A 26,996-nucleotide genomic window follows, 5' to 3' on the forward strand; every position below is an offset into this window, starting at 1 on the left:
GGTTAGCAGGATTTTTAGCTTTTTTATTGTTCGTCTAGAGAAGTTAAAATAATTGGTTTGTCTTTAGTAACGATAATTGAATGCTCGATTTGAGCGACTAATGATTTGTCTGGCGTAATGAATGTCCAGCCATCACCAGATTCTACAATATGCTCCGCTTTCGCTGATATAAATGGCTCGACTGCAAGCACCATGCCTTCTTTCATAATTGTTGAATCCCAAGCATCATAGTAGTTTAAAATATGATTTGGCTCATCATGTAAAGAACGACCTAAACCATGACCTGTTAAGTTCATAATCACTGTTAAATCATTGGCATATGCTTCACGCTCAACAGCTTTACCGATTTGGTTTAATTTTGATCCAGCTTTTACTTTTGTCATTGCACGATCGAAAGCACTTTTAGCTACGCGACAAAGCTTTTCTTTATCCTCATAGCCTTCGCCAACTACAAATGAAATGCCCGTATCAGCAAAGTAGCCATTTAGTGAACCAGATACGTCTATATTTACGATATCTCCCTCGTTAATCACTCGTTTACCAGGAATACCATGTGCGACTTCCTCATTCACACTAATACATGTGTAGCCTGGGAAATCATACTCCCCTTTAGGTCCAGAAATTGCTCCTGCTTCAGCAAACATACGACCTGCAATTTCATCTAATTCAAGTGTTGTTACACCTGGTTTTGTAGCAGCCTTCATTGCCTCACGAATTTCAGCACAAATACGGCCGATTTTTTTAAATGCTTCAATCTCTTCTTGCGTTTTTACAATCATTTTTAACGTCCCTTTCATCTAATGTCTACAACTTAATATAACATAACTTTCTTTGCATAAAACGCTAAACGCTTTAAATATTATATGCCATCATAAATTGTAAAGTGCCGACATCTCCATAACGTGAGGTTGATTTCCGTTCCGGCTGAGCGCTTTGTTGCTGCCGCTCCGCTTTCGCACAGATAAAACATTTGCCGCTGACGCTTCGCTTTCGCGCAGATAAAACATTTGCCGCTGACGCTTCGCTTTCGCGCAAAGCAGAGCTTCCTAGGGGCGTCCGATGAGCCGCTTCACTCGCGATGCTCGCTGCAGGGTCTCATCTGTGACGCTAATCCCCGAGGAGTTCACTCCAATCAACAAATATACAATTATACTTTTAACAAATGTCAGCCCTTGCTAGCTAGATTGTTGCTTCTGGTTTGACTACCTTCTTCAACTAAAACATCCGCTCGTTTAAGTACAGTTTTTCACAAACTTTTTCCTTTATTTGATTGTTTATAATCCCTTCATTTCAGACTCCTTCTATTGGTATTAAAACACAAATTCTTTTAAATTTATAAACCTAACGTTTTGAGTGTTAGATTCATTTAAAACCTTGTAAACATCTTCAGTAATAATTAAATTACCGCGCCAGTTATTAAAGTAGAAAATATCACTACCATCCCACTCTTTTTCATCTACGCTTATCCCTTTATGATTACGTAATATTTTTATTCGTCCACATTTCTCACAACACGGTATTTTATTTCCTGAAAGATCGTGAAGAAATCCCCCTTTACCTGTAGCTTCAATGCGGGCTAATTTATATAATTCCTTATCTAATAATCGCTTCTCATTTACAACTTCAATTTCTACAGGGGATAAACTGAACCCTTTAAAAGAATGTTTTAATAAAATATCTTGAATTCCACTTCCAATAACATCATGTCCCATCACATCATAAAAGTCACTAGTTTTCTTATCTCGTAATTGGAATTTTAGAGGTTTTTTTAAAATTGATCTTACCCCTTCACATTTATTACATTTCCTTATATCGGAATCTTCTCTAGTATTCTTGAAGAGTGCCTTTTTGTCCGATTTTTCCCATAATAAATAAAAATTCATAGTAGCTCCTTTTATTTTTTGCCGTTTTCTCAAAGATTGTTGCTTTTAAAACAAAAAGGCAGATTTAATCTACAAAATGTGTAGATTAAATTCTGTCTTTTTGTTTCGATATTTCGTGAATTAAAATTTAACTAAAACACCTACTAGCTGAATAACTATTCACTATAATAACCGTTTCCAATTAGGGTCTTTTTCGTCTTTTTCAATAGGTTGTCTTACAAACTCAATACACCTTTCTTCACAAGCCCCAAATACAATAAAGTTTTTTTGAGCTTGCCTTAAGGATGGAATATTAGCTCCTCCTTTATAATCAGGATCATCAAAATGAACTCCATCATCTTCCCAAAAACAAATTTCACATATATCGAAAGTTCCTGCTGGTTCTTCTAATGTTCTATATCCACAACAAGGACAAGTATATTTCATATAATTTTACCGCCCCTTTTTTACTAAATATTATCATACTACTTATTCATACAGATAAGTAAGCTTTTGAAGTTATCGCCAGCTTTTCCCCCTATTCACACCGTACGTGCGACTTTCATCGCATACGGCGTTCCTACTAATCCAATTTATTCTTTAAAGTTCGATTAAAAGTAAGTTGCAAACGCTGATTTTATACAGAAAGAAACCAACTGTTTTGAAACAAAGTTTGATCTAAACAGTTGATTCTTTATTTATCTCGTTTGGTTTTTATAATAAAGATTGATTATTTCTGAAATCACGATTCTTAGTATTCTATAATCAATTAATCCTCATCATAACAATTATCTACAGATTCTTGTAAATAATCTAATAGATAATCGCTGAAGTTTTCATAAGTAATAGCATACGGTTCCTTTGAAAAACGATCCCAAAAGACAACAGGGCACTCGCCATCGTTCATTTGATTAGTATCTAGGCATCTCACCGAACCATCGATATCTTCTAAAACAATATACTGTAATGGTAGGTCATACTCCTCTCTATACAATTTCGTGTGGTAAACAACGGCAGAATCCGCGGCTGGTGTCCTACAACCATATGTATATATTCCTTGAAGCCCCCCACTACCATATTGTTTTAAAAACCAATGATAACTCTTTGGGAATGTAACGTTTAGCATTTGCTCTGCTTCTCGAATCGTCTCTTCATTTACACCACCCATAAAATCTCCATCTTTTTCATATGTAGAAATGATTGAAAAAATCTTGTTATACATTTTTTTTCCCCTTCTAAATGTTCTTTTGCTCTCATTTTCCAATAGTTATTTCTAAAATTATTATACTGTGTTATTCCGATAAAACAATCTGGCCCGATTGTTGAACACAAGTTAAACAATGCTATTCAATTAACCTGCTCCGTAGTTCAATAAGAATTAAACAACTTAAAAAGATTCTTTGTTTCCTACATTTGGAGTACCAAACGCTAACAAAAGAATCTTTTTGACTACATAAAACCAATGCTATATTCATAAAATTTCTTTCATTTAAAACCTCAAAAAAGCTTAGGAACAACTCCTAAGCCTTTCTATTATTGAGTAATGCTTGATTAGAAATCAGATTTTTTAAATAGCTAATTTAAACAAACTCCATTCTAAAAAATATAAATCAAAATGGAGTTTAACCTTTTTTATTTAGTATTAGATTTTTAATAAAGTTTGATTATTTTTGTACTCCTTATTTCACTAAAGCACCCCGTTAGTTGAACAAGAACAGCGACGCTTATTAAACAATCGCGCTCATTTTTGTTTGATTGTTTAGTTCTCTTTTACCATTAGCCGAAAGTAAATATCCTCCTAGCAATACAAATCCTATACCTGTAATTGCTCCTCCAATGACAGTGATGATTCCTTCGGCATTTGGTATCAAAGTAGCCAAAGCAAAAACGAGTGTTCCTACTATTAAGCACAATCCACCCATACGAGGAAGAATGCCTTCTTTCATCACTGAAATTCCAAATAGAATCATACCTAAAACGAAAAACAATGGTCCAACTGAATATATAATGCCTGAAACGCCTTCATCAAAAATAGGCTTTACATTCACCCCAGAAACACCTGCTATTTCTACAAATACAACTGCTGTTACACAAGTAGTACCAATCAGACCCAACAACATTCCTAGATTACCCAACAGCCCATTTTTTTTACCCTGCGCTTCAAATAATCCTATAAAAGCAAAGCTAAGACCTAAGTGACCAAATAAAACTAAGCTTTGCCCAAAAACAGTTCCATTATCTGCTTCCCCTAATAGGTTAATCAAATGTCCGATTCCTAAGAATAAACCAGATATAACACTTGCGAATCCTCCGACAGATCGAAATAAAAGTATGGGTTGCATTATTTACATTCCTCCATTTTATGAATTCACCTCTTATGTTTAAGTTTACACAAAATAGGTTTATATTCCAATAGTTCTTAAATTAACCACAATTCCGATGTTTTAATATGAATTTCTTATTGTAGTTGAACACAAGTTAACCAACACTATTGAACTAACCTGCCCGTTCGTTGAATAGCAACAATCTTTTCGAAAACAGCCAAAACAAAAACCCTTCACTCATGTGAAGGGCTTAATCATTATGATTTTCGTTGCATTAATTGAGGTGCTGCCGTAAATAGCAGAACACCGGCAATTGCTGTTAAAATTGTTGCTGGTAGCATATATGTTCCATTATAGATGATTGAATAAATCCACGCATTTTGATCGCCTGCATACTCTGCGAAAAATACAGCGCCACCAATGGTATGTGCTGCATAGCGTAAAAAACCTGCTAATACAGTTCCTGAAATAATATAAAGCGCCATTTTCTTTTTGTTTAAATTTTTTGCAGCCTCAAGCACCGGTCGACGTACAACGGCCGCTAAGCCAACTACTGTAAAGGCAACACCATAATCAAGTATTCCTTGTAGCCAATGCACAATTGTAGCACCAAACATTGTTTGCATTACACCAATGAGTAAACCGGTTGTCATGCCTGGAATAAGGCCCCAGCGGAATGCTATTAAAATTATTGGTACCATCACTAGACTAACAGAGCCGCCTTGTGCCCATACTTTAAAGGAAACCTGATCGAGCACAAGGCCAATCGCTGCGAATATTGCAATCTCCACAAGCATTAACAGTTTTTTATTGTCCATAAATATTCTCTCCTTTGTTCCGATGTAGGATACAAGAGCAGGAATAGAAATCAGTTGGCAAATATGTCCCTATCCGACATTAAAAAGATAAAAAACGATGCCAGGACAGAGCCTCACATCGTAAAAGTGTCGGTTTCTATCCACAATCCCTACGCAAGTGTTAACTTACAGGTTCGAAGAGTCAAGGCATTACGTGCCCAGTCTCAGCTGACATCATCAGCTCCCCTTGTGGTCGTACATCTTAATTTGATTGAACAACCTCATTGTACGCAAACACTGTTATGATTACAACCTCTTCCACATTTTTTTTGAAACTTTAACGTTTTTCATGCGTAAATATTAAAAAAGGAGGTACTACTATGGAGAACCAAAAAATATTATCTGCCTTTAGTTATCTCAGTATTTTATTTGCACCCTTTATTGTGCCATTAGTCGTTTACTTTGTGACAAAAGATAGCGACGTAAAGAGGCACTCTATTCGAGCACTAATATCACATTTAATCCCAGTCGCATTCGGTATAATTTTCTTTGCAGTCTTTATTTTCTCAACTTTATCATTCAACACTAATTTTGATCTAAATTCAGATAGTAATAATTTTCTTATCATTTGGTTTGTTTCATTCGCAATTTATATTCTCGTTTCATTAGGAGTCGTTATTTGGAATATTATTCAAGCTGTTCGGGTGGTCCGATAAGTTTCATCTTAACCTCTCCTTGAACACATAGTACTTAAGGAGCTGTTATTTTGTGAAAGTATCTAAAGTTGTTAAAACCGCTGTAAAATTAGCACCTATCGTCATCCCCATTGTCAAAAAAGTAATCGCTGCAAAAAAAGGAACAAATCCTAACGTAACTAAAAAAAAATAACAACAAGGCGTATTTCCAACAAACGGAGATACGCCTCTTTGTTATTTTACTTCAAAATATGTTTGACTATGACCGTTCATTGCTTTTTCAACATGCAACACAGCAGGCATTGTAGCTTTTAACTCCGCAACGTGAGAAATGACGCCAATCATACGTCCGGAATCTTGTAAGTCAATAAGCGTATCAATCGCCTTATTTAATGCTTCTTCATCGAGAGAACCGAAGCCCTCATCAATAAACATCGTTTCAATACGGATATTACCTTGAAAGCTTTGAATGACATCTGCCATCCCAAGGGCAAGACTTAAAGACGCATTAAACTTTTCTCCCCCTGATAATGTTTTGACATCTCGTAATTGATCTGTATAAGCATCATACACATCGAGTCCCAGCCCACTTTGCTTGGCATGCTTTTCTAAACGATCTGAACGTCGTAGCTCAAATTGACCGTTGGATAAATGATAAAGTCGAACATTTGCCGCCTCTGTAATTTTATCTAAATAATTGATTTGAATATAACGCTCAAAAGACAGCTTTTTCACATTCTGTCCATTTAACATTGCATAGAGCTCCTTTACTCGCCCCGCTTCTTTCTCAAGTAAATGAATCTCCTGTTCGGTCTCCTCAACCTTTTTGATAAAGTTTGCACAAGCCTTTGCAAATCCTTCCATTTGTTGCAATACTTTAAAAGCTTCCTCATATGTGACACGAAGCATCTCTAACTTTTCTTCCATGGTCGTTAAATCTTGCTTCTCTTGCCCTTTAAGATGCTTCTCCCCCTCAGTAATTTGTACTTGTAATGTGTGGATTTGTAGTGCATATTCATGGCAAGATTTCCGTAAAGCTTCTATTTGCAACGCGCTCCGCTTCCCAGCAGCAAATTCATCATAGCTTTCAAACCCTGCTTCCTTCATACTCACTGAAAATTGCTCGCGTTTTTCATCCATTTTCAGCTTTAATTCCTGAAAAGCCTGTTTCGCTATTTCTGCGGTCATTCTAGCATTATGTGCGGCTTCCTTGGCAGATTGCAAATTTTGCTGGCTATTATTCCACGCAGTTTGTAATGCAAGCTTTTGTGATCCTATATGAGCGATGGCCTGTTGCAATGCTTGTAGCGTCGTAAGATTTTCTGGAATATGCTTTTGCTGCTCTTCCACGACTGCTTGTTGTTTCATCAATTCCTTCGTCTTCTCAATTAAATATTGCTCAAGTTTTATTTGCTTTTCTTGTAGCTGCTCCATTCGCGCATGATGATCCTTTTGTTGCATACGTACATCAGATAATTGATGGCTCACTACTTTTAAGATTGTTATTTGTTGCTCTACGTTTTGCAACGAAGCTACAATTTGTGCTTGATTCGATTGATTAATCGCATTCGTCTCTAACTGTTCTAGCGCCTCTTGTAGAAGATGCTTTGTAGAATTCAATAAAGCTTCTTTCTCTAAAAACTTGCGCTCATCAGTACTAGCCTTTCCTCGTAAAGCCTCCACCTCTGCTAATTCAATCATCTCTAATTGCTCACGATGTGTTTCGAGGTGTGTTGTACTACCACACACTGGACAAGGCTCTCCGTCCTTGAGTTGCTGTGCTAAAATACTTGCCTGACTCGCAATCCATTGTTGCTCCAGTTTTTGAAGAGCCTGCTTACTTTCTTGATAATGGCTATTAGCAGTAGCTACATCCTGCTCCACCGTTGCAACTGCTCTCGTGTATTTTTCAACTTGCGCTAGTAATGATACTTGCTCTTTTAACTTAGGTAGCTGTTCTAAATAACTTTCATATGGCTCCAGTTGTTTTTCATATTGTTCAATTGTTTTTGTTAACTGCTGAACTTGCATTTGTTCTGTTTCTACGATTTTACTATTATCGTCTACTGCTAGCTTGGCTGTTGCAACATATTGTTCAGCTATTTGCAGCTGCTGCAGATTATTCTCATACGTCTCGAACGTCGGTAATAATGCCTGTAGCTGTAATTCCTGTTGTAAAACGTGTTGACGCTCAGGTTCTTTCGCCTCTTCAACGTTAAACTTTTCCTGCGCTATTTTTAACTGAGCTTCTGTATTTTTCTGCTCTGTCATTGCTTGCTGATAGGATTGTTCTTTACGATTTTGCTCAGCACGTAAATCGATACATTGTTGCTCAAGTATGACAAGACGCTCTGCTTTTTCTGCTAATGCAATTTCGCGTTCTTTTGCGCTATATATATCTTGTTCTTGTAGCAATGCTTGTAGGCGATTTTGACGATTAGTTTGCTCATCAAATTGCTCATTCAATGTTTTCGCTCTGCTGTAAAATTCCTGCTCTTTTTGATGATGCGCATAAGCCTCTTTATAGCGTTGCAATTCCAATTGTATACATTCCGTATAATAGGTTTGCTCCTCTTCCAGAGCCTTCTTCAGCTGATGCATATTGTCAGTATTAGTAGTAATGCAAGTAAATAAAGATGACGAACGCTGTGGTAAAGCACCTGCAATTTGGCCAAGAAGATGTTCCTTTAATTGTTGAGCATGCTGTAAATCACTTTCCGCCTCTTTTCGTTTCGCATCAAGTCTTTTTGTCATCGCACCAAAGCGATCTGTTTTAAAAATTTTGCGTAAAATAACTTCTTTATTTGTAGAATCTGAGGTTAACAGCTTGCGAAATTCACCTTGTGGTAGCATAACAATTTGACTAAACTGATCCTTTGTGAGGCCGATTATATCCTGTAGCTTTTTATCTACCTCAAGCGTTTGCTGCTTTTCTACAATATTGTAATCAAGCGTGTTTCCTTTGATTTCAGCCAGTTCAATTTTCCTGCCAGTGACACTTTTGTTCGTTGCTTTAATATGGCCTGGCTGACGTAAAATTTGATAGATTCTATCATGCATTTCAAAAACGAGCTCCACTGCAGTATACACATCATCATCCGCAAACCCGCTTCGAAGCATAGCAGTATCCTGACGATCTTCACCGCTACCCGATCCGTAAAGTGCATAGCATATCGCATCAAAAATCGTCGTTTTCCCTGCGCCTGTTTTTCCGGAAATCGCAAATAGACGATGTTCACCAAGCTGTTGAAAATCAATAACCTCTGTATTTTTATATGGACCGAATGCAGTAATCGTTAACTTTAAAGGCTTCATTTTACTGTCTCCCGCTCCTCATCTAATAATTCTTGTAGCATCTCTGTAAATAGACGTTCTGTATCTTGATCTGGCTGTACGCCAATTATATCTGTAAAAAATGATCGGAATAAATCGATGTCTTCTATTTTCTCTGTCTCAATCGTCTGAATTTCATGTGATACGTCTTGGCGTGCTACTTTGCGCTCAACATGCATCGCATGAGGAAACACCGTACGGATACGTTCCATCGGCGAAGTTACTGACGTAGCATCTGTTAAACGTACAAATACATAATCATCACTAGGTGGTAGTTGTAATAAATCATCCATTAAGCCCTCTACCACACGTAAATCCCGTCTCGCTATAAACTTACGTTTTGTGACAGTGACTTCCCCTTGTGCATCTAGCTCCACTATTAAAAAGCCCTTCTCATGTAAGTGCTCAGATAATGAATACTTCAAAGGAGAACCGGCATAGCGAATCGTTTCATTCAACACAAAATGTGCTTTATGCAAATGGCCAAGTGCTGTGTAATGAAAAGGCTTAAACAACGCTGCATTTATGCAATCCGAGCCTCCTATTGATAAAGGACGCTCAGAATCACTCGTGTTCGCTTCCTCTTCCCCATACTTCGTCACAAAGGCATGTCCTACAAAAACATTACGTTTTGTTGGATCTAAACTTTGACCAATATGGTCGATAATTTTTTCCATCGCCTCTTGATGAGATCGAATGGAATCATCCTCTAAAATAGTCCGTACTGAAGCCGGCTCTGCATATGGTACGAGGTGAAAATGTACTTCACCATAGTCGTCATGGAGTACGATCGGCGCATGATCTTTCGTAAATTGGCCTTTAATATGTAATCCACTATCACTCATTAAACTACTGCCAAAGTTCAATCGACCTGCACTATCATGGTTCCCCGCTACCGCTAACACAGGGATTTTTTTATCAAGCACAATTTCCGCCAAAATATCATTTAGTAAATTCACTGCCTCAATAGGAGGCATCGATCGGTCATATAAATCACCTGCTATAACGATAACATCCGGTTTTTCCTCATCAATCGCTAGCATAAATTGCTGTAAAATATAATGTTGATCCTCCGTCATATAGACGCCTTGTACAAGCTTTCCTAAATGCCAATCTGCTGTATGAAATATTTTCATTCTTTGCGCCTCCTGTTTTTTTATTTTATCACGGCTGATGGATTGATTGTTTTTCCTTTTATTAGTTTGATAAAGGTTCCTTATCATAACGCGGGGAACTAAGGGAGCCGGCTATCCGTCGCCCTGAGGGGGTTCCTTCCATCGATTCGGCGATTCTTTCCGTCACTCCGACAGTTCTTTCCGTCGCCCGGCAATTCTTTCCGTCGCTCCGACTATTCTTTCCGTCACTTATAATTTTATAAATATTTAACATAAAAAAGAGCATCACTGTCGATGCCCTGTTACAAATAGTTATGATTAAAACGTGTTGCTCTTACCTTCTCCATAAAAGCAGCGTATCCTGTAAAACCTTGAATGGCACGCGCAGTAGGTTTTGGCTTTTCATTTTCTTGCTCTTTTGCTTTTTGTTTCTGCTCTGCCTTTGCTAGTTTTTCTAATATGTGCTCGAATGACATAGGGTTCGGCTTTGGCAGTTCGTTTGAAGCAATGGCTAGTGCTTTATTTCCGCTATATTCATGTAAAAAAGCATTTGCCATTTGGCGATAGCCTTCAAAATTTGGATGGACGTCAGAGATATTGGGTAAAAAGTTTCTAGCGTTTATCCCAAAAGCATTATAGACGTCTACATAAACTGCTCCAGCATGCTCTGCCTGTTGCTGTAAAATCTTATTTAGCTTTACAAGCTGTGCATTTGTGCCTTCTTTTTGCGTAGCATGAACATTTGGATAAGCAAAATAATAGCCCATTACATAGACCTTTGCCTTAGGTGCTCGCACTTTCAACTCTTCCAAAATCTCCGCCATATTTTTTCTGGCAATGTTTAATGCATAATCCGTTTGCAGCTGCGTAAAGGCTAATGTACCGGCAGTTGGATTGACCTGCACTAGACGCAGTAAATCGTTGGCACCTGCCGAAACAGTAATAAGTGTTGCATTAGCTAGTAAGTCACTTGCTTCCTCTGATTGTACTCGTTTCAAGACATCAGCTGTTGTATAGCCTGGGAAAGCGAGCTCCTTTGTATAGAAGCTCAATTGCCCAGACATTCCTAATTTCATGGCGATTAAATCACTGTAGCCTGTATCAATTTGTTGGTAAGGCGTTTGACCAGCCGCCAAGGAATCTCCAATTGATAGGTAGTTTTCAGTCTGAGCAAAAGCAGATGAAACACCTAATGCCATTATGAGTATAGCTGCACCAATTAGTATGCTTAGTAATCGTTTCATCTGCTCAGCTCCTTTCTTCAAATGAAGAACTTAAAATGCCCAGCTACCTTTGCGGAAAATTGGCTCTACAGTTCCATCTGGTAAAATACCGTCAATGTCCATCTCACCGCTACCAATCATAAAGTCCTCATGTGTCACTGAAATATTGGCACCTAGCGCTTCAAGCTGTCCTTTTTCTAAATCTCTTCCACCTTCTAAGCAAGTTGGATAAGCTTCGCCAATCGCTAAATGGTTCGATGCATTTTCGTCAAACAATGTATTAAAATATAAAATCTCCGATGCTGAAATTGGGGATTCGTGCGGTACAAGTGCGACCTCACCTAAATAACAAGAGCCTTCATCCACATTTATAAGCTCCTGTAATAAATCATGGCCTACCTGTGCTTCAGCCTTAACAATTTTTCCTTCTTCAAACGTTAGTTTAAAGCCATCGATAATATTCCCTTGATAAACTAATGGTTTCGTATTGCTGACATAGCCATTTACACCTTGTTTCATTGGTAACGTATAGACCTCTTCTGTCGGCATATTAGCAATAAAGGTAGTATTATCTGGCGTTTTACTACCCCCAGTAAGCCATTTATGCTGTGGCGCTAAAGCAATTGTTAAGTCAGTGCCCGGTGCTGTATAGTGAAGCTTTGCATATTTTTTATTGTTCAGCAGGGCCGCGCGAGATTCTAAATTTACTACGTGCTCACGCCAGCTTTCAACAGCATTGCCTTCACCGATACGAACAGTTTTAAAAATAGCATCCCATAATGCTGGTACTTGTTCCTTAGCCGCTAAGTTTGGGAATACCTTCGATGCCCACTTTGGTGAAGGGACAGCAACGATCGACCAAGCTATTAAATCCTTCATTACGGCGTTACGATAGTTTTTCAGAGCAGCTCCCGATACCTTTTGATGAGTAGCTAGGCGATCTGCTGAAATACCTGCTAATTTATCAGGGTCTGCAGCATCAATCAATAAGAATGCCCCTTTACGTTCGATTACCTCATCACGCATTTTAACTACCCATTCTGGGAAACGATTAAATTCTTCATCTGAAGCATGCTCAAAGTAAGCACGATCCATTTCATCATCTGAAAAATTAACATGAACACGTCCTGCACCAGCTTTATAAGCCTCTTTTACGACTAAACGGGCGAAATCTAATGCTTCCACGGAAGTATTAACTAATAAGTATTGCCCAGGTTGAATATTGACACCGACTTTTACCGCAAGTTCTGCATATGCTTGTAATTTTTCTTCAAACGTCATATTATTTACCTCGCTTCTGTCCAATTGTTTTTGAATTACCCTCCACTAGCTTGCCTTCATGCCATATTTTCTGTACAGGTTTCGCAGAAATTTCTCTTGTCCATTTTTTGTACGTTTTCTCATCACGATAAGATAATAACGTTAATACTTCACCATCTGCTCCAGCACGACCTGTACGTCCAGAACGATGCAAATACTGCTCAATTGTTCTCGGTACATCAACATGAATAACATGTGTTAAACCTTCAATATCTAAACCGCGTGCAGCAATATCTGTAGCGATTAAAATACGCGCGTCACCTTTACGGAATGCATCTAACGCCTTTTTACGTTCTTCTTTCTTCATGTCAGAATGTAATGTCACAATCGGTGCCGAACGATATTGTAATTTCGTTTCTTTCATTAGCAATTGATCGATATTGTTGACGAAAGCAAGTGCACGTAATCCTTCTGTATGTGATAGTCGACGTAGGAAATCAGTTTTATCTCGTTCCTCTACTTTCACGAAAGAGTGTACAACTTTACCAACCTTTAACATATCCTCAGGTTTAATTTTAAAGCGTACTGGCTCAAACATCATACGACTAGCCACTAATTCAATTTCCTCCGTAATTGTTGCTGAAACAACAACTACTTGTCGCCCATATGCTGACCCTTCGATAAAAGATTTCACGACAACACGATATTCACGACTTAGTAACTGATCGCACTCGTCTAAAATAACTGTTTCAATTTCTTTTAACTTTAGTTTTCCAGCACGCGCTAATTCATTTAATCGGCCAGGTGTACCTACAACGATCGTCGGTTTTTTCTTTAACTTTTCTATTTGACGTGCAGAGTTCGCACCACCAATTAGTTGTTGAACCGTAATATCAGAACCTGCTGTCCATTCGCGGATAACCTCTACAATTTGCATTGCTAGCTCCTGTGATGGCGCTACGATAAGTCCTTGTGTTTGTTTTTTTGAACCGGTTACTTTATTTAATAAAGGAAGTACATAAGCTAAAGTCTTCCCCGACCCTGTCGGTGACTCGGCTACAATATCTTTGCCCTCAAGCATTGCTGGAATCATTTCCTCTTGAATTTTCATCGGCTCTTCAAATTTCCATTTTGCTTGTAAATCTTCATTTAATAAATTTATTACTGACATGTAATTTCCCACCTTCTATCTGCTTGACACTAGTTTAACACACTAATCATTTTCCTACTTCATATGTACGTAAACCTTTGTATAATCGTTTCAAAAATGGGGTTTTCTTAATCTCCCTACAGATAAAAAAATCTGCACGACTCATCACGGGATTTGCCAGCCTTCAAGCACTTTATAAACTTGAGATTTTTTGAAGGTTTACAACTTACCTGCGAAAAGTGTGCAGATTTTATTTGATTAATACGCTTGTTTATCTACAATTTCATAGCCACATGCTAATATAGCACGTTCTGCTAAAACGATTAATGAGTCGATATATTTGTCACTTAGTTTTAAATCTCGATTGACGATTGATAATTCAGTACATCCTAATACAATACGATCACAATTTAGTACAAGCATTGCTTCTTCTATCGGCTGCCAATCCTCCCAAGAGACATCTTTTCCAGCCTTTACATAATCGTAAATAATAGACATGACTTTCTCTTTCATCACATCGTCTGGAACAACAGGTGTTATACCAAATTCCTCTAACGCATCTTGATACATGCGTGAGGTTAATGTACCCGTTGTCGCTAAAATCCCTACACGCTCTGCCCCTAAGTCAGAAGCGCGCTTTGCTGTTTCCCTTATCATATGTAAGACGGGAACTGGAGAACCTTCAACTATGTCATCGTAAAAGGTATGTGCCGTATTACATGGAATAGCAATGACATTTGCTCCAACAGAAGCAAGCTTTTTAGCATCTGCGACTATCACTGGTACGGGATTTTCCTTTGTACTATCTAAAATAAAGGCAGTACGATCAGGAATATTCGTATCATTATCAATGATTGTATGTAAATGCTCCTGATCTTTCGTTGCCTTCGTACGTCTTACAATCATTTCACCGATAAACATCGTTGCTAGTGGACCAACGCCACCTATTATACCTAAAGTTTGTTTTTTCATTAGTTCGACAGACCTTTGTTGTTAAAATATTTCTTATATTGGCGATAAAAGCTTAAATTATCTAGCGTTATATTTAACCAACGCTTCGCATTCATATCCTTATAATTAAAGATGGAGTCCGTAGCCATTCCTTGGCGAATAAGACTTTTCGCTTCAATTACAAGCTGTTCATTTTGTACATATTTAAAGAGGACACCGTTCGGCACAATTGTCCAAAGATGCTTGTTCTGAACATATGTTAGCTGTTTCTTACTTCCGCGGATAAAATCATCCGCAACATATTGCATTAAATTATAGCCACTTGCTGTCACATAATAATTTGAAAGTTCATTATGTAATTCAATACTTAATAACTTATATTGACCGTCACGTTCATCGTACTTCATATCAAACGTGGCAAAGCCTTGGAATTGTATTTCCTCTAGAAACAATTTTACGCGGTCCATTAAGTCTTTATCGTATGCTGTCATGATGGCTACATAGCGACCAATCCCCTCTGGGGAATGCTCCTCTAAAATTGGGTTACCTACAGATAATAGCTGTACCTTACTATCTTGCCCAACATAAGCATTTACGACGTACATATGAGCATCTTCGCCAGGAATATATTGCTGTACCATTAAATCATCTCGGTATGCCGATTCCTTATAAATGGCATGGAAAATAGCATCCTTTTCGTCGTTATCTTTAGCAATATACACTTTTTTCTTGCCTGGAAAAATACATGTAGCATACTTTGTCATATTCAAAGGTTTAATGACAACTGGGAATTCAAAAGGGATGACAAATTCCTCGTAATCATTGACGGTGCAAACATGCATTGCCGGATAGTGAAAGCCGAACTTCGCACAAAGTTCATACATGCTCTCACGCGTTAATAGCTCGTTAGCAAGGTTTGCATCCACATAAGGAATTACAAAATCCTCTGCTAGCTCCGCTTTATGTTCTACGATTTTTTTTACGTAAAATTCATCGCAGGCTAATAACAGCAATTTTTTACCTGCAAATTCCTCTGCAATTGCCTTTAACGCAATGACAAAACGTTCTTCAATATGGAGTCTTGGAACTTCACGAAATATTAATAAATCACTCTGCTGTATTTTCTCCATATTCGTATGATTTAATGCAAGTGGTTTAACGCCATAGGACTCGTAAAATGCTCTTGCCATGCCGTAAGCATTCATTTCATCTCCTAATAAAACCGGTAAAAAAGCGTGCTCAATGGCCATTCTACTCAACTCCCTTTAGCTTTTATTAGGCTCTCATATAACGTGGGGGCATCCCCATTAACAAGCCTTTTTTACAAGTGTAACATACTTTCCTTGTACGCCTTACAACTCTTCTTTGAATCATTTATGAACGGCTACAGCTTGTTCACCTAACTCTTTATAGCTTTTAAAAAACTGATCCACATTATAAGTGACAAAGCCTTTTAATGGGTCCATAACAACAACTTTATCGCCTAAATGCCCAGTTAAAACAACAGCATGCAAGTTCATATACGCGGCATGCAGCACTTTTTCACCTTCATAGATCCAGCCCTTAGCTAGCTTTCTTTGGGGCTCTGATAAATCTAATGTAACCCAAGTTACAACAGGGACTCCCTCCCGAACAAGCTGTAAAATTTCGTCCTGCGAGGCACCACTCTTATTTGTCACTCGTAAATCTGCTTGTTTATCTGCTATTACTGCCTCTGCGGCTTTGACAATCGGAGCTGCAAAGACATACATACCATGTGCTTTATCACGAGGATTTCCTGCAAAAGCCTGTGCCGGATTTGGACCAAATCGTTGTCCGTCTATAGTTCTAATTTTTTGCTTTGGTAAATAGTTATCAGCCATTTCTAGCTTCGTAACGTCTAGCCCATAATAATTTAATACAGCCGTTAATGATGTTATTTCACAGCCATGTGGTAGTTCAGGTTTTTGCATAACAACTGGTACATCCAGCTCTTGCTCGTCCCTTGAAAAATGTGTCTCCAATCGATAATACGGCTTTGTCGCATCATATGTAAAATTTTCGATTGTCGTATAGCCATCATTTTTCGTACTATTTTCAAGCGTAGTTGCAGCTATAGCATATTTTCGTCCCGCTATTAGCTTCGAAAATATTGCTTCACCCTCTTCAGAGCCAACCGCATCCTCTACTACCTCACCTGACTCTACATCTGTAGCAGTAATATACAGGTTAGGTATGGGCGCACCACTATTAAACTCTACCGTTAACACCGTTAATCCTTTGTTTTGTATTTCCTGCTGCGAAAACGGATGGCAACCCGAAAGTAGTAGCATGATTATCATTAAACCTATTAGTAAAAGGCGTTTATCCCCCGTCCACAAGACAAATTCCGCTCCTATCTTGTTTGAAGACAATTACTTCAATTCTATTATTTCAATTTGTCGCAGACTCTATTATACGCTAATTTCATAGACGTTCCTATTTTTAACTTCTATTAGCGGTTGTCCAAACACTCTAAGAACGTCACGTCACGTGGCAATTTATCTGTGCGAAAGCGAAGCGACAGCAACAACGACTGAGTAACCAATTTCATGCAGCTGCCGCTACGATAGCACTACGCTTGGCGTCATAAATATCTGTTTACCTAAAGCCTCGAACGCAATTGCGCACCAGGCCTAACCTATTTCCCCTACACAAAAGCATCTCTATATTGTGCGTCTGATTAAGGTATTACTTCGTTTGCTATTTTCATATTTTATCAAACTGTTTTACACGTTATGGCGTACTTACTCTTGGTCGTAATGTATGCTTCAAAACTTTCCCAGAAGCATTACGTGGTAATTCAGTTAAAAATTCAATTTCATGTGGCACTTTATACTTCGCGAGCTGAGTCCGACAATACGCCAATATCGCCTCTTCATCGGAAGACTTACCTTCCTTCAATACGACAAACGCTTTCGGAACTTCGCCATATACTTCATGTGGAAAACCGACAACGGCAGCCTCTAAAATTTCTGGTAGTTGATATAAAACCTCTTCAACCTCGATAGGATAAATATTTTCGCCACCTCGAATGATCATATCTTTTTTACGATCAACAATATAGAGATAACCGTCTTCATCAAAACGCCCTAAATCTCCTGAATAGAGCCAACCATCTTTAATGGCTCTAGCTGTTTCTTCAGGATTACGTAAATAACCTTTCATAACTTGTGGTCCTTTGACACAAATTTCTCCTACCTCACCCGCTGGCACCGTTTCACCAAAGCTATCAACAACACGGACGTCCGTTTGGGCTAATGGTTTTCCCACTGATCCAATCTTTGTCAATGCATCAGCATCTAAAAGAGAAGTGGTGGCAGGAGTATTTTCAGTTTGTCCGTACAGGTTTTGTACTTTCACATTAGGAAATGCCTCCTTCACTTGCTTAACAAGCTCATAAGGCATCGGTGCCGCTCCGTAACATAATAAACGTAAATTTTTAAATGTATGTTCCTTAAAGTTAGGTGTATTTAAAATAATTGTATACATTGACGGAACACCAAAGAAAATTGTTGAATCTGTAACAACTAACTGTTCTAATGTGTTAGTCGAAGAAAAAGCCTCTTCTATAACTATTGTACCGCCTTTATAAAACATCGGCATCGCAAATACATGAAGACCTGCACAATGAAATAAAGGCGTACAAATAAACATTCTATCCTCATTGGTCATATCCATTGAGGACGACCATATGTCCGCAGTTGATACAATATTTTGATGAGTTAGCATTACTCCTTTTGGTTTACCCGTCGTCCCAGAAGTATACATAACAACACTAGTATCATGAGGCTCCAATTTGATAGCTTTTCTTTGACCGGGATAGTTTTTAATGACGTCTTTCATTACATCGAGCCCTACAATATGTTGAAACGGATAGCCAATAGTTGCAAGTACATCCTCTAACCTTTCATCATAAATAAGTCCTTTAGCTTCTGAATGATTAAAAATAAATTCGACCTCTGGAGCTGCTAGTTTTGTATTAATGGGCATGACAACATAGCCTGCTAACTGAACACCGATATAAGCGATTAAAAATAAATCTGAGTTGAGCGTATATAATGCAATTACATCATCTTTTTTAAAACCTTGCTCTTGTAAGTATGCAGCGAATGTTTCGGCACTTTTATAAAACTCACTATAGGATAGCTTTGTCCCATCGTAAACTGTTGCAATCCCATTTGGTTGCTGCATAGCATATTTTTGTAGCATATCTGTCATTAACATCGTCATCATAAGCCCCCCAGATTAATAATATTCATGTCCTTCATAACATGTAGGATTATCTTGAAGATTCAGAAAATTACAATTATATTTTATCAATCTATGAAATTGTTGGCAATTTTTCTATACTTATTAAGGCTCATTTTGTTAAATCATAGGTCATGCGGAAAAATTGAATCGAGGGAGACAAATAACTCTTTGAGATTAGCAATTGAGGAATGCAGGCTAAATGATAATGCCTTTGTACAAATATCTATTGGCCTAAGCGGCTCATCGGACAATTCTAGGAAAGTATACAGCTCAGAACGGGAATTAACTCGACGTTATGGTCATGTACCAACATATAATCCATATGTAACTAAATATATTTATACATTTTACTTTTCTATCAATTTCTGTTAGGTGTATGATATTTGTATAATGATTAACTTCTTTCAACAAATGTCTTTTGAGCGAAAGTGTAGCTTCGAGAGATTACTTGTCAGTAGGTTTCACACATTTGCTGAAAGAAGTTTAAGCCCGGCGGATGTCACACAATTATGCCGAGGCATAATTAATGAAAGGCATGATTTAAAATGCTGTACGCACTTTTAGGAGATTTACATTCTAATATAGAAGATACTAAGGCGGTTCTAGCCCATATTCAGCAAACTGCGGAAGATGCAAAGGTATTGGGATTAGGTGATTTATACGAATGTACTGTAAGTAAGAAAAAGGCTCAAACAATGTCGGGTATACCGCTACAAAAAGCTGCAATAGTAGAAAATGATTTTGAAAATTTACTAACATTCCCCTCTATTCGTGGCAATCAGGAAGAGCGTATTACACGTGTAACTGGCATTGAACGATTTACAGAGTTACCTGAAACTATGGAGATTGATGGTGCAACACTTATGCATGGACATCAATTCAAATGGAGTGTTACTTGGCAACCAACATTTCCGCCATTTACAAAATCGCTTCTTTTCTTCGGGCATAGTCATGAATCAGGTCTTTATCATCGCAATAAAAAGCTACCTATTCGTATTCGCTATGGCCAACCAATCGCATTACAAGAAAAGCAATACGGTATCAATGTTGGATCGGTTGTTGATCATCGAGAGTGGTGTCTTTACGATAGTAACAAACGAACAGTAACATTTATGCGCGCACCTTCTGTTGAGAATGCTTGATTATTTTTCATCAAGCGTTTGAGTTTTGCTGTCATAAAAAAACGCTAAAATCGACTTTGACTCTAGCGTTTTTTCACTTTGTAAATGTTCCGTTCAAACTAGCAATTCTCGCAATCCTTTAAAGCATCTAGTAATTTTTCCATTTCGCAAATACGATCGCACATAGTTTGAATCATATTTCGAAGGATTGGTATTAATTCTTGGCAAATACAGAACCTTAAAACGTTTTGCGCTAGTCGAACGCCCGCTTGATGGTGAACAATCATTGCTCGCAGGAAGTTTATATTAATATTATTGGAAACTGGCGGTAAACTCATTGCTTGGAACATAGCCCCAGTAATTTCCTTAAAAGCACACATATAATCGTACAATTCACATTCCGAATTTTGTACGATACAGCATCTATTTTGTATCGCTTCGAGGCATTCAACAGTCTCCGTACTTGTTGCTATTATTTCTAACGCGAGATTTTGTACAAGTATATTTGTCGTGTATCGCAAAACATTTTCCGACAATCTAATAGCAGCTACTTGATGCGGTAATATTTGCTTAATAAAATTATCTGAAATACTACATGTAATTGTCACATAGGTCATGCCCTGAATCATTTTATCGAGGATCCTTTGGTTTTCCTCTAAATAAACCTTTGTTACATTACTGAGTAAAACTGTTTTAGTCATTAGACACACTCCTTTCAGAGTAATATATGTCCGATAGGTTGTTGTGCGGTAGACAATTGTACCAACTGATCTCTATTGTTTTGTAACAGCATTAAAATATTTTTAACTTCTTTCTGCGAGTGTTTTCTGTACGACAGCGAAAGCGATGCGTCAGCGCAATTATGTCGAGGCGAGGCATAATTGATTGCACGAAGAACCAACAGAATCGTGGAAGTCGTGCATAGAACAAACTAAAAACGTGGATATGTTTAATCTTTTTTGTATGTATCCAGGCACTTTTGACAAATACATTGCTCTTTAGGTACTGCTTCAAGGATTTCTTTAGGGAAACTCTTTGTCATACACCAGCAATCCTTTTGCCCATTTACTACCCCACAATGATTATCTTGTCCACATAACGGGCAACGTTTTTCCTCCATTCGGACACCTCCATACATTTACTTTTCATTGTAAAGTAAAGTGAAGTTTTTATCAGTGATTTTTTCATCCTTACAAAATAAAAAAGGAGTACTTTTTCATACTCCTCCCCAATTAGCTTATTGCTTTTTCCCATGAATCTGTTGCTTTACTTCTTCGACATCTGTATCACTATATATTTCCGTACCAGCCCCACCTCTTTGGGCTAGCAGCTTTTTCACTTCATTATAAGATAACCCACCTTCTGCATTTTTTCTTTTTACTTCATTAATATTTGTTCCAGCAGAAGTAAACTGAGCTTCATTATGATCAGTCATACAAATCCCTACCTCCTATAATTCATCCGGCTGCAATTCAATTAATTCATCGCCTTCTCGTTCTACTCTTTTATTGAGCTCTCTAACCGGTATAGGATCAACCGTTTGCATATCTTCGTGTAAATCGAAAAGACTTATATTATCAGAATCTACCATATCTGGCTTATCCTTACTCGATAAGTTCATAAACATCTTTTTTTCATGTGGTATGTTTTTTTCTAAGTCCATCATTACTCACTCCTTTACTTATAGCATGTGCAGTGTTGGACAAATCATGTGTCTTTCGTTTTCGAGCTTTTATCGATGCGATGATATTCAGATATTTGAATGACCCGAACATGTCTTGTATGCAGCTCATGATACATCCCTCTACTATCTGTAAAGGATATATATTGATCTCGTTCACTGCGAACTAATGCCTCTGCCTTTTCCTGTGATTCTATATGGATAAATCTCCTTACATAATGTAGTTCATCAAAAAAATAAGTAATTTTAAATTCTTTCATCTAGATCTCCTCGATTACCGGATATGGTTTGTTACTGCTTATCATGTCCAACTAACTGTAGTTGCTATCCTTATAAAAATATAAAGGTATTTTCTATTTCTTCGGCATAACCTGTATTAAAGCAACCACTTTATAGGAGGTGATGATTTTGATCCATACAGTTAGAGCAGGCGAAACCTTGTCCCAAATAGCGAGAAATTATCGTACGCCATTAGCGTCCATAATGGCTGCTAACCCAGGGCTAGATCCGAATGTACTTTATATAGGACAACAAATCGTTATACCTGGATTTCCTAATCCAAATACTATCCCTTATAGAATAGATATTTCTACTGAAAATCGATGGCTACGATTATATAAGAATAATGTTCTTCAAAAGCAATATCCAATAGCAGTCGGTAGGATGTTACATGATACACCTACTGGCCATTTTATAATCATTAATAAGGATCCAAATCCTGGTGGTCCGTTTGGGACAATGTGGATGAGTTTATCTAAAGAACATTACGGAATTCACGGAACTAATAATCCTAGCTCAATCGGTCATGCCGTTTCACGTGGCTGTATCCGCATGCATAATAAGGATGTCGAAGAGCTCGCCAGCATCGTTCCAATCGGTACTGGAGTTTTTATTCATCCATAAAAATCTGCCAGACTAAAAACATTCCTAGATTTATCGGAATGTTTTTTAGTTTTATCGGTACATTATGCTGATTTATCGGAATAAAAAAAGCAACCTGAAACCTTCAGATTGCCATCATTTTATCAGCGATTTTTTGATGTTTATCAGCGATTTACCTGGTTTTATCAGCGATTCTTTGATGTTTATCAGCGATTTACTTGGTTTTATCAGCGATTCTTTGATGTTTATCAGCGATTCATCTTGCAAATTAACCTTCACCTCTAGATTGTGCAAGCTTCGATAAATAGTATTGCTCCTCTCTTAGCATATGATCCGCCATTAGAGCTGTAAATGTACCTAATACTTCTGCACTTAACTCCATCTCCTCTAACTCCCGTAAAAAAGTTTTGAATAATCCCATTTCTATATCCACATCATGATTAAAGCGAGTTAATGCGGGGAATGAGTCTATATTTGAACGCAAATATCCTGTAAGCTCCACTGCCTTTAAATAAAATTGTTCAAAATGTTGAGCAAAGGTAGTACTTTTTTGTCTCAACCTTCTTTCTACACCATCCAGATCGTCATGAATGATACCTGCATGTCCTGATGCATCTAACAGCCAGAGTAAATGATGATGTAGCTCATGAAAGATTGGCGGGACTTCTCCCTTCTTCAGATAGCTAAGGACATTTTGATACTCCTCTAATTCATTCACCATATGATTAATAAAAGTAGGTGGTAGATGGATATTAATATTTCCCGTTAATTGCTTTCTAAGCAAATAAAATTTAAATTGCTTTAGTTGTTCTACAGCTTCATCGACTGTAAGTGAGAAGGACACCGCATTACTGGCATCTATCGAATTAACATAAGCAAGAAGCTGAGAAAATTTGAGAATAAATGCGCTCGCTCTTTTAATATCCTCTGTTTCCGATGGATACAAGGAATCATGAATAAATTGAGAATGGTCTTTCAATATCCTTAGCCAAAACCTATGTTCAAACACTGCATGTTGTAAGTAATTCGACAACCAGTCATCCCCTTTATTCTTTACGTTCTTCTATTCTATTCTATTCTATTCTTCATGAAAATCTAATATTAATGCTAAACCTAAAATGGTCTTTTCGTATAGGATGAAACGCTTAAAGCTATACTACTAATGCTGAATTTTCATTAAAGGAACATACTGAAAAAAATTAGGAGGGGATATGCTTGTCCACAAAAGACAATACATTATCGATTTTCGCCTTAGGAGGCATTAATGAGATTGGCAAAAATATGTATGTAGTACAGTACGGGAATGAGATGTTAATTATCGACTGCGGCGCTAAATTTCCAGACGAAAGCCTACTAGGTATCGATTTAATAATTCCTGATATTACGTACTTACTGGAAAATAAAGAGAAAATCAAAGCATTAATTGTAACTCATGGACATGAGGATCATATCGGCGGTATCCCTTATCTGTTAAAAAAAATAAATGTCCCTATTTATGCAACACGTTTTACTCTTGGTTTAATCGAGCTAAAGCTGAAAGAACATAAGCTTTTAAGAGAGACTGAATTAATAGAAATTCGCTCCGATTCATCATTAAATTTCGGACAAGTTGATGTTGGTTTCTTTAGAACAAACCATAGTATACCTGATTGCTTAGGTATCGTTATAAATACACCCGAAGGAAATGTCGTACACACTGGAGATTTTAAATTTGATTTAACGCCTGTCAATAATCAGTTTGCAGATATTCATAAAATGTCCGAGATAGGATCAGAAGGCGTGCTAGTACTTATTTCTGAAAGTACGAATGCTGAACGACCTGGTTTAACTCCTTCAGAGAAGCTTGTCGGTGGTCATATAGAAGATGCATTTTTACATGCCGAGCGTAAAATTGTTATCTCTACTTTCGCTTCTAATGTTAATCGCATACAGCAAATTGTAGATGCAACGATTACGACAAATAGAAAGCTTGCCTTACTTGGTCGGAGTATGGTGAATGTTGTGGATGTTGCGCTTGAGCGAGGCTATTTAAACATTCCAGAGGATATGTTAATAGATGCTCGTGAGGTGAAATATCTTCCACCCGAAGAAGTTGTTGTGTTATGTACGGGTAGTCAAGGTGAACCATTAGCTGCACTCTCTCGCTTAGCAAATGGAAATCATCGTGAAGTGAAAATTTTACCTGATGACACAGTTATCTTAGCTTCATCCCCTATTCCAGGAAATGAAAAGGGTGTTTCACGGATTGTTGATAATTTATTCCAGCTAGGTGCAAAGGTTATTTATGGTTCGGCTAGTCATACAGGTATGCACGTTTCAGGTCATGGCTACCAGGAAGATTTAAAACTAATGCTGACGCTAATGAAGCCTAAATTTTTTATTCCGATTCATGGAGAATTCCGTATGTTACATCAGCACCGTTTGTTAGCTGAGTCCGTTGGTGTCAAAAGAGGGCATACATTTATTATGAAAAACGGGGATGTTGTAGATATTGAAAATGCTATGGCTAGGCAAACACGTAAAATCCCTTCAGGTGATACGTATGTCGACGGTATCGGAATTGGTGAAGTCGAAGGAATTGTTTTACGAGATCGCAAACAGCTATCAGAAGACGGCATGCTCGTTATCGTTATAACACTTAATAAAATAGATGGCACCTTCATTTCAGAACCGGATACAATTTCACGAGGCTTTGTTTATGCCAAAGACTTTGAGGAGCTGTTAACGAAAGTAAATGTTCTCGTCAAAGAAACGGTCAATGAGCTGCAGGAAGAAACTAAGCAGTCAATCCATGTCTTAAAAAGAGAAATGAAAAGAGCTGTCGGTCAATATCTATTTACACAAACAAAAAGAAAACCAATGATTTTACCAATAATTATCGAAATTTAACTCAGGCATATGTTTTATGATGTCTTTTGAATTAAAAGCATAGCGACAGGTACAATTATGCCTCGACATAATTGATGAAAGTCGGTGTGAAAGATGTTGACCTTTACACCGACTAAATTTATTTTAGCTAATTCCTGTGAAGATAAAGAATGATTATTGTGCAATTTTTTAATGCTCACCCTTAAAAATTTTATGTAGCATAACATCATAACGATGCTGAGCCTGATTAAACCCATGATGTAAACTTTTTGAGTGATTTTCTATTTGCATCGAGAAATTGTGAAAATTTTGTGGTAACACTTCTACAGCTGCCATTAAAGATTCTTTATTCTTTAATAAAAACTGAATCTTATTTAAAATTTGCACCATTTTCTGTTGAACAGCTAACATCGGGATATCTATAGGTATATCGTACAAATGATGCCATTCTTTATGAATTTGATACCATTTGAGAAAGTGTAATAAATAATCACTCAAAATAATTGTTTCATTTGGAATAATAGCGACGATATCATTTGTAATACACATTTCAGTTTCGCATTGATAAATATATTTATTTGCTTCCTTCAAATTAGCTTTCGTAAAAATGATGGTTTTAGCTGGTACTAGTGAACACTTTAAATGTTCTTTCAATGTAATATTAACTTTTGGTAATTGTTCAATATTACCATTTAGCATTAACTTTTTTAAATTTTCTGCTGTAATTAGGGGGACTCCGACGTTTGTAAAATACTTGTTCGTCGGTACTATTTTCCCCTCTTCTATTTTAGCAACTTCATCTAATCGATAACGCTTTACCATGCATGAATCCTCCAATCTCTAAAACAAGCTTCTAAGAATAAATCAACACCGTTTTACACATGGCTTTTCTCCCAATAAAAACTTACCATCAATCATTGTACCATTTTATTAGAACATTATCTCTATTATACCACTATAATGGTATAGGCATTTTTAATGTTTTTCACTAGCTTTTTACATAGAGGTGAATCATATGTCAGACTTTTTAAAGCTAGTAGGCGAACAACTCCGTATTATTAGGGTATCTAAAGGGCTTAGTCAGGAAGAAGTGGCAGAAAAAACGGGGAAACTAGGTTTTAGTAAAGGACGAATCTCAAACATTGAACACGGACAGTCTAATATCACATTAAGCACTTTAGAAACGCTAATGAAAGCATTAGATATTGCCCCTGAGGAGCTTTTTAATTTTCAAAAATTATCCGGTGTTACTGATATTGAAGAAAAAAATCTTATGCTTGATATACATCGATCAGTATTAAGGGAGCGCAATTTAGACGAAGTGAAATACGTAGTACGCATTACGAAGGATTTTTTAGATACTATTGATTCACAATCAAAGAAAAACAGCTCCAATAATCAATAACGTTGGAGCTGTTTGATGGCTAGCCTTATTTTTTCAACCGATATCATCCATTGGTGA

27 protein-coding genes and 1 riboswitch are annotated in these 26,996 nt (G+C 37.4%); of the genes, 5 read left to right on the forward strand and 22 right to left on the reverse strand.

What is annotated here, in order from left to right; translation table 11 throughout:
• Positions 1 to 23: 23 nt before the first annotated feature.
• The 6 genes from map to thiT form a co-directional block, all read right to left on the reverse strand.
• Complete coding sequence (gene map, locus MY533_RS18945; protein ID WP_132363372.1) at positions 24 to 779, reverse strand: type I methionyl aminopeptidase; 756 nt, start codon at positions 777 to 779, stop codon at positions 24 to 26.
• 531 nt (positions 780 to 1,310) lie between these two features.
• Positions 1,311 to 1,883, reverse strand: a complete 573-nt coding sequence (locus MY533_RS18950) for a hypothetical protein (RefSeq protein WP_248717172.1) — start codon at positions 1,881 to 1,883, stop codon at positions 1,311 to 1,313.
• Positions 1,884 to 2,045: 162 nt separating this feature from the next.
• Positions 2,046 to 2,309, reverse strand: a complete 264-nt coding sequence (locus tag MY533_RS18955) for a CPCC family cysteine-rich protein (RefSeq protein ID WP_248717173.1) — start codon at positions 2,307 to 2,309, stop codon at positions 2,046 to 2,048.
• A 322-nt stretch (positions 2,310 to 2,631) separates the two neighbouring features.
• The gene (locus tag MY533_RS18960; RefSeq protein WP_256469475.1) at positions 2,632 to 3,084 is read right to left on the reverse strand and encodes an SMI1/KNR4 family protein; all 453 of its coding nucleotides are present in this window, start codon (positions 3,082 to 3,084) and stop codon (positions 2,632 to 2,634) included.
• Positions 3,085 to 3,589: 505 nt separating this feature from the next.
• Positions 3,590 to 4,204: a hypothetical protein gene (locus tag MY533_RS18965; protein WP_248717174.1), complete on the reverse strand. Its 615-nt coding sequence runs from the start codon at positions 4,202 to 4,204 to the stop codon at positions 3,590 to 3,592.
• Between the two features lie 239 nt (positions 4,205 to 4,443).
• Positions 4,444 to 5,004, reverse strand: a complete 561-nt coding sequence (gene thiT, locus MY533_RS18970; protein WP_248717175.1) for an energy-coupled thiamine transporter ThiT — start codon at positions 5,002 to 5,004, stop codon at positions 4,444 to 4,446.
• 128 nt (positions 5,005 to 5,132) lie between these two features.
• Positions 5,133 to 5,241: riboswitch (TPP riboswitch) on the reverse strand.
• A 122-nt stretch (positions 5,242 to 5,363) separates the two neighbouring features.
• Between thiT and MY533_RS18975 the strand changes: the two genes are divergently transcribed.
• Positions 5,364 to 5,699 (forward strand): magnetosome magnetite crystal formation protein family, encoded by a 336-nt coding sequence (locus MY533_RS18975; RefSeq protein WP_248717176.1) that lies wholly within the window; start codon positions 5,364 to 5,366, stop codon positions 5,697 to 5,699.
• 213 nt (positions 5,700 to 5,912) lie between these two features.
• Here MY533_RS18975 and MY533_RS18980 read toward each other — a convergent pair whose 3' ends face one another.
• From MY533_RS18980 to MY533_RS19020, 9 genes are all read right to left on the reverse strand, one after another.
• Positions 5,913 to 8,993: an SbcC/MukB-like Walker B domain-containing protein gene (locus MY533_RS18980; protein ID WP_248717177.1), complete on the reverse strand. Its 3,081-nt coding sequence runs from the start codon at positions 8,991 to 8,993 to the stop codon at positions 5,913 to 5,915.
• Positions 8,990 to 10,147, reverse strand: a complete 1,158-nt coding sequence (locus MY533_RS18985; protein WP_248717178.1) for an exonuclease SbcCD subunit D — start codon at positions 10,145 to 10,147, stop codon at positions 8,990 to 8,992. Before MY533_RS18985 ends, MY533_RS18980 begins: the two co-directional genes overlap by 4 nt.
• Before the next feature lie 281 nt (positions 10,148 to 10,428).
• Entirely contained in the window at positions 10,429 to 11,370 is a 942-nt protein-coding gene (locus MY533_RS18990; RefSeq protein WP_248717179.1) for an SGNH/GDSL hydrolase family protein, read from the reverse strand.
• A 30-nt stretch (positions 11,371 to 11,400) separates the two neighbouring features.
• Entirely contained in the window at positions 11,401 to 12,630 is a 1,230-nt protein-coding gene (locus MY533_RS18995; protein WP_248717180.1) for an aminopeptidase, read from the reverse strand.
• 1 nt (position 12,631) lies between these two features.
• The gene (locus MY533_RS19000; RefSeq protein WP_248717181.1) at positions 12,632 to 13,780 is read right to left on the reverse strand and encodes a DEAD/DEAH box helicase; all 1,149 of its coding nucleotides are present in this window, start codon (positions 13,778 to 13,780) and stop codon (positions 12,632 to 12,634) included.
• Between the two features lie 237 nt (positions 13,781 to 14,017).
• Complete coding sequence (locus tag MY533_RS19005) at positions 14,018 to 14,731, reverse strand: cysteate racemase (protein ID WP_248717182.1); 714 nt, start codon at positions 14,729 to 14,731, stop codon at positions 14,018 to 14,020.
• Complete coding sequence (locus MY533_RS19010) at positions 14,731 to 15,960, reverse strand: carboxylate--amine ligase (RefSeq protein ID WP_248717183.1); 1,230 nt, start codon at positions 15,958 to 15,960, stop codon at positions 14,731 to 14,733. The genes MY533_RS19005 and MY533_RS19010 overlap by 1 nt, the downstream gene beginning before the upstream one ends.
• 120 nt (positions 15,961 to 16,080) lie before the next feature.
• Positions 16,081 to 17,070: a C39 family peptidase gene (locus MY533_RS19015; RefSeq protein ID WP_248717184.1), complete on the reverse strand. Its 990-nt coding sequence runs from the start codon at positions 17,068 to 17,070 to the stop codon at positions 16,081 to 16,083.
• Positions 17,071 to 17,464: 394 nt separating this feature from the next.
• Complete coding sequence (locus tag MY533_RS19020; RefSeq protein ID WP_248719247.1) at positions 17,465 to 18,961, reverse strand: class I adenylate-forming enzyme family protein; 1,497 nt, start codon at positions 18,959 to 18,961, stop codon at positions 17,465 to 17,467.
• A gap of 566 nt (positions 18,962 to 19,527) precedes the next feature.
• On the opposite strand from MY533_RS19020, the gene MY533_RS19025 reads away from it, so the two are divergent.
• Positions 19,528 to 20,124, forward strand: a complete 597-nt coding sequence (locus MY533_RS19025; RefSeq protein WP_248717185.1) for a metallophosphoesterase family protein — start codon at positions 19,528 to 19,530, stop codon at positions 20,122 to 20,124.
• Positions 20,125 to 20,222: 98 nt separating this feature from the next.
• On the opposite strand, the gene MY533_RS19030 is transcribed toward MY533_RS19025, so the two are convergent.
• The 5 genes from MY533_RS19030 to MY533_RS19050 all read right to left on the reverse strand — a co-directional run bounded on the left by MY533_RS19030 (position 20,223) and on the right by MY533_RS19050 (position 22,044).
• Positions 20,223 to 20,804, reverse strand: a complete 582-nt coding sequence (locus tag MY533_RS19030) for a DUF305 domain-containing protein (protein WP_248717186.1) — start codon at positions 20,802 to 20,804, stop codon at positions 20,223 to 20,225.
• 248 nt (positions 20,805 to 21,052) lie between these two features.
• Positions 21,053 to 21,223 carry a cysteine-rich CWC family protein gene (locus tag MY533_RS19035; protein ID WP_132363410.1) on the reverse strand — a complete coding sequence of 57 codons (171 nt, stop codon included), beginning with the start codon at positions 21,221 to 21,223 and terminating at the stop codon, positions 21,053 to 21,055.
• Positions 21,224 to 21,340: 117 nt separating this feature from the next.
• Positions 21,341 to 21,538, reverse strand: coding sequence for a gamma-type small acid-soluble spore protein (locus tag MY533_RS19040; protein ID WP_142510126.1), 198 nt, complete (start codon positions 21,536 to 21,538; stop codon positions 21,341 to 21,343).
• Positions 21,539 to 21,553: 15 nt separating this feature from the next.
• The gene (locus MY533_RS19045; RefSeq protein ID WP_248719248.1) at positions 21,554 to 21,766 is read right to left on the reverse strand and encodes a hypothetical protein; all 213 of its coding nucleotides are present in this window, start codon (positions 21,764 to 21,766) and stop codon (positions 21,554 to 21,556) included.
• Positions 21,767 to 21,810: 44 nt separating this feature from the next.
• A complete protein-coding gene (locus MY533_RS19050) occupies positions 21,811 to 22,044 on the reverse strand; it encodes a hypothetical protein (RefSeq protein ID WP_142510125.1) in 234 nt (77 codons plus the stop codon).
• Between the two features lie 148 nt (positions 22,045 to 22,192).
• On the opposite strand from MY533_RS19050, the gene MY533_RS19055 reads away from it, so the two are divergent.
• Complete coding sequence (locus MY533_RS19055) at positions 22,193 to 22,687, forward strand: L,D-transpeptidase family protein (protein WP_248717187.1); 495 nt, start codon at positions 22,193 to 22,195, stop codon at positions 22,685 to 22,687.
• A 247-nt stretch (positions 22,688 to 22,934) separates the two neighbouring features.
• Here the strand turns inward: MY533_RS19055 and MY533_RS19060 are convergent, their stop codons facing one another.
• A complete protein-coding gene (locus MY533_RS19060; RefSeq protein WP_248717188.1) occupies positions 22,935 to 23,699 on the reverse strand; it encodes a DUF2935 domain-containing protein in 765 nt (254 codons plus the stop codon).
• 182 nt (positions 23,700 to 23,881) lie between these two features.
• Here MY533_RS19060 and MY533_RS19065 point away from each other — a divergent pair, with 182 nt between their 5' ends.
• Complete coding sequence (locus tag MY533_RS19065; RefSeq protein ID WP_248717189.1) at positions 23,882 to 25,555, forward strand: ribonuclease J; 1,674 nt, start codon at positions 23,882 to 23,884, stop codon at positions 25,553 to 25,555.
• 168 nt (positions 25,556 to 25,723) lie between these two features.
• On the opposite strand, the gene MY533_RS19070 is transcribed toward MY533_RS19065, so the two are convergent.
• Positions 25,724 to 26,356: a restriction endonuclease subunit S gene (locus MY533_RS19070; RefSeq protein ID WP_248717190.1), complete on the reverse strand. Its 633-nt coding sequence runs from the start codon at positions 26,354 to 26,356 to the stop codon at positions 25,724 to 25,726.
• Between the two features lie 193 nt (positions 26,357 to 26,549).
• On the opposite strand from MY533_RS19070, the gene MY533_RS19075 reads away from it, so the two are divergent.
• Entirely contained in the window at positions 26,550 to 26,939 is a 390-nt protein-coding gene (locus MY533_RS19075; protein WP_132363424.1) for a helix-turn-helix domain-containing protein, read from the forward strand.
• Positions 26,940 to 26,996: the final 57 nt, after the last annotated feature.

This window comes from Lysinibacillus sp. Ag94 (genome assembly GCF_023242215.1).
GTDB lineage: Bacteria > Bacillota > Bacilli > Bacillales_A > Planococcaceae > Lysinibacillus.